The 3475-nt window shown below is 35.7% G+C and carries 3 protein-coding genes; all 3 read left to right on the top strand.

Going from position 1 to position 3475, the window contains the following annotated elements:
• The coding region (locus ACR2MV_RS00015; protein ID WP_434019809.1) for a DUF3604 domain-containing protein at positions 1–381 on the top strand (381 nt) is incomplete at its 5' end.
• 205 nt (positions 382–586) lie between these two features.
• Positions 587–2158 carry a hypothetical protein gene (locus ACR2MV_RS00010; RefSeq protein ID WP_434019808.1) on the top strand — a complete coding sequence of 524 codons (1572 nt, stop codon included), beginning with the start codon at positions 587–589 and terminating at the stop codon, positions 2156–2158.
• A 133-nt stretch (positions 2159–2291) separates the two neighbouring features.
• Positions 2292–3287, top strand: coding sequence for an FUSC family protein (locus ACR2MV_RS00005; protein WP_434019807.1), 996 nt, complete (start codon positions 2292–2294; stop codon positions 3285–3287).
• The last annotated feature ends 188 nt before the right edge of the window (positions 3288–3475 follow it).

The following is a 3475-nucleotide window of genomic DNA, read 5'->3' as shown; positions in this document are numbered from 1 at the left end:
CTTGATAGAATTCAGATTGTAAAAGGTTGGTTAGACGCCTCAGGAACCCCTCAAGAAAAAGTCTATAATGTCGTTTGGGCTGATGCAGAAAAAAGGAAGATCGATAGAAAAGGAAAAATTCCTTTAATAGGAAATACAGTCGATGTAAAAAATGCCACCTATACAAATACTATTGGCGATACAGAGTTAATTTCCTATTGGAAAGATCCTGATTTTAATGCGAAGCAAAGGGCCTTTTACTATGTGAGGGTATTAGAAATTCCCACACCTCGATGGACAGCATACGATGCCAAATACTATGGCGTTAAGATGGACGATGAAGTTCTTATGGAAGTGATAGAACGAGCTTACACAAGCCCGATTTGGTATAATCCTAATTAGTAACAAAATGAATCCTAAAACGATATGCAATCCTCATTGGTTTCCATAATCTTTTATTAATAAATAGTTCCCTGTTATGCGAACTGCTGTTCTCAAATTGAATAAATGAGATCCGAACATTGAAATCAAAACAGAATGATTCTCATATTGGACAACTTTAAAATAAAAATAATTTATATCTTGAGTATATCTAACCTTATCCAATATGAGAATCATTTATATTATTTTCCTGCTCTTTGCTTTAAGTATTCAGGCACAGAAAACAGAGCCTCCTGTAAACAGTAATTACCTTATAGATTATGGCATTTCTCCAACCCTATTAGATGCAGCTTTAAGTACAACATTACAAAATGGCTCATATAGCTCAGATATCAGGGGATATAAAATAGTTAATGGAGATACAATCTCAACCGAATTTAAGTTTATTTATGATCCCGACGTCAATGACGGAATAGATATTCAAATTGTTGTTGACCTGGATTCACTTAGTAAAAAAGAAGAAAAGGAAATTATGAAAACGATGGAAAGAACCCATTCGTTTAGTAGATTGTCAAGAACCGAACTCTATGATCCTAATTCATTAAAACTGATATCTATGGAAGGAGACAATCTTGAATTATCCTTTTTCTATGACAAAAAGATTCTGGAACCTGAATTAAAATTTGGAAAAAGTTTAAAAGGGCTGATAACCGTAGAAAATGGTGTTTTAAAATCTGTTTTTGTCACAAATTTCGAAAAAATGAAGATGCATGGAAGGACAATTGAAACAGGTGATTTTGAACGTACAGTCATTTTCAAAAAGGAGCAAGAATTCGGAGGATATTTTGTAACAGCAACTTTTGACACCTATTCTTTCAATGATAAAAAAGACAAGATTACAATTCATTACGATTCATATGTCTCAAGTTACAAAACGACTGCCGGATCTTATTTGGAAACAGATGAAAACCCCCTATCAAATGATTTAGAATATTTAAATGATTCTATTAAAGGTAGTTTGGGATGGGTTTTACCGATTTTTGGTAAAGGTGCTAAAAAACTCGGCTACAAATTACCTAGGCCAATTGGTGTGAATATTTTTGCTCATTATCAACATCAAAAAATGGACTTTACAGAGCTTACAGTTGCCGTAAACGATGAGGAACCAATTGCCTTGGGAGGTTTGTTCGATCTTCCAAAATCGACTGTAGATCAAGATGCTCTAATAACAATGGCTAAAGCTGATGTTTGGTTATTTCCCTTTTTGAACGTTATGGGGTTTTATGGCTCAGGAACCAATGGCTTGAATGGCGCCCTGTTCATTAATGAAGACCTTTTAGATTTTCTCGAAGGGATTGGTGTTGACCCTTCACAGTTACCAGACAGAATACCTGTTGAAAGTGAATTATCTGCTACAATTGTTGGATTCGGAGGTACCATAGCAGGAGGGATAGGTAATTTTAATGCCTCAGTAAATTATCAATTTATGCTTTCTAGTCTTGCTGAAGTTAATACTTCTAAGGTGGCACATGTAATATCTCCATTCTTAGGTTATATGACACCCAATGGAATGAACATCATGGTAGGAGCACAAGGCCAATTTTATGAAACAGCATCTGTTGGATTTATCGATTTACCTGATGGGGACCGATTGAATTACAATGTGAATTTTGAACCACAAGTATGGAATTACCTTGTAGGTCTTTACACGCCTCTATCTGACCACTTTGAATTGGCTGTGCAAGGTGGTTTTGGCGGTAGGCAATCTTTAACCGTTGTCTTCGGTTATAGGTTTTGAATAGACACGTAAAACAATAGCAGAAAAATCAAAAGTTCAAATTTTTTACCTTGAAGCATCAATAACTAGCTCATGGTCCCCTTTTTCCATAAAAACCGTAAAAAACTCGCTAATGATAATCAATTCTTAAAATATGAAAGATTTATTGATATTCAATTGGAAAGCTATTGATTATAAGTCTGGGTTAAAAGTGGCTATTGGGGGCATCGTGCTGTTTGGATTGTCAGTTACTACTCAGGAATCATGGATGGCCACTGGGTTGTCCCTTTTATTTGCATGGTTAACTAATGTACCGGGATCATTGAAAGATAGGATAACGGGAATGACGGCTTTTGCTATCGGAGCTATTGTAATTACTATTATTTCGGGACAAATAGAGCTTTCTCTTTGGTCAAATGTTGCTGGAATTGCGCTTATTGGATTTTTGGGATCCATACTTCTAATCAAAGGAACACGAGCATTTATGGTAGGGTATGTATTAATTTGTTGGGCCATTTATTCTCCGTTTTTGATATCTAGTACAAGTGTGAATAATTGTATTTTAGCTATTGTTGTTAGTGTCGGAATCTTGATTTTATTAAGTTTCGTTGCTTCGTTTTTTGAAAACCCTACGATTCAAGATGAAACTACCGATAGTTCCACTGTGAGAGTAGATACAAATTATATTATTGCCTACTCTGTTGCTATTGCATTGGTATTGGGAGTTACCACTTATATCGGTTGGACTTCGCTGAAAACAGATCCTACTTTAGTAACAGGTGGAGCTTTTTTTGTTATTGGCTTCGACGCTAAAAAAACTAAAATTATTGGCATTGCTAGGGTCATTGGCATTTTAACAGGTATGATATTGGGCTGGATCCTGAGCAGCAATTTGGAACCAGGGTTATTATATTATTCCATTCTACTTTTGGCATTATTTTTAAGCTTCGCTATGGAACCCGTGCATCCTGGTTTTCTTATGTTTTTCTTTATGGTGTTAATTTCAATGGGTTGGCAAGGACTTGATAATTCAGAGGTTAACTTAAATTTCTATGAACGTCTTCTTGGAGAAGGTACCGGTGTCTTAATAGCTATGGTGGCAATTGGATTCTTACAATGGTTACAGTCTCGCCAAGATCATAAAAGCTAAAGAGCTGTATTTATGACAGATGGCCTCCAACACTCATACAACCCACCCATAAAATTCTTTATTATTGATTGGAGATTGAAGATTTTTGAATGTGGAACCCTCCTGCCGGTATGGCAGGTATCGAACAAGGAATGTTAAATATCGAAGTGAAATTCAAACGAAACCCCCTAAAAACAAAAAAACCTCAG

This window comes from Lutimonas sp. (genome assembly GCF_051011215.1).
Taxonomy (GTDB): Bacteria; Bacteroidota; Bacteroidia; order Flavobacteriales; family Flavobacteriaceae; genus Lutimonas.
This window is presented reverse-complemented; position numbering and strand designations above follow the sequence as displayed.

What these genes read in the sequence shown, in the direction of transcription:
- ACR2MV_RS00010 (WP_434019808.1), top strand. Translation starts at nt 587, where the DNA reads ATGAGAATCATTTATATTATTTTCCTGCTCTTTGCTTTAAGTATTCAG.
- ACR2MV_RS00005 (WP_434019807.1), top strand. Translation starts at nt 2,292, where the DNA reads ATGAAAGATTTATTGATATTCAATTGGAAAGCTATTGATTATAAGTCT.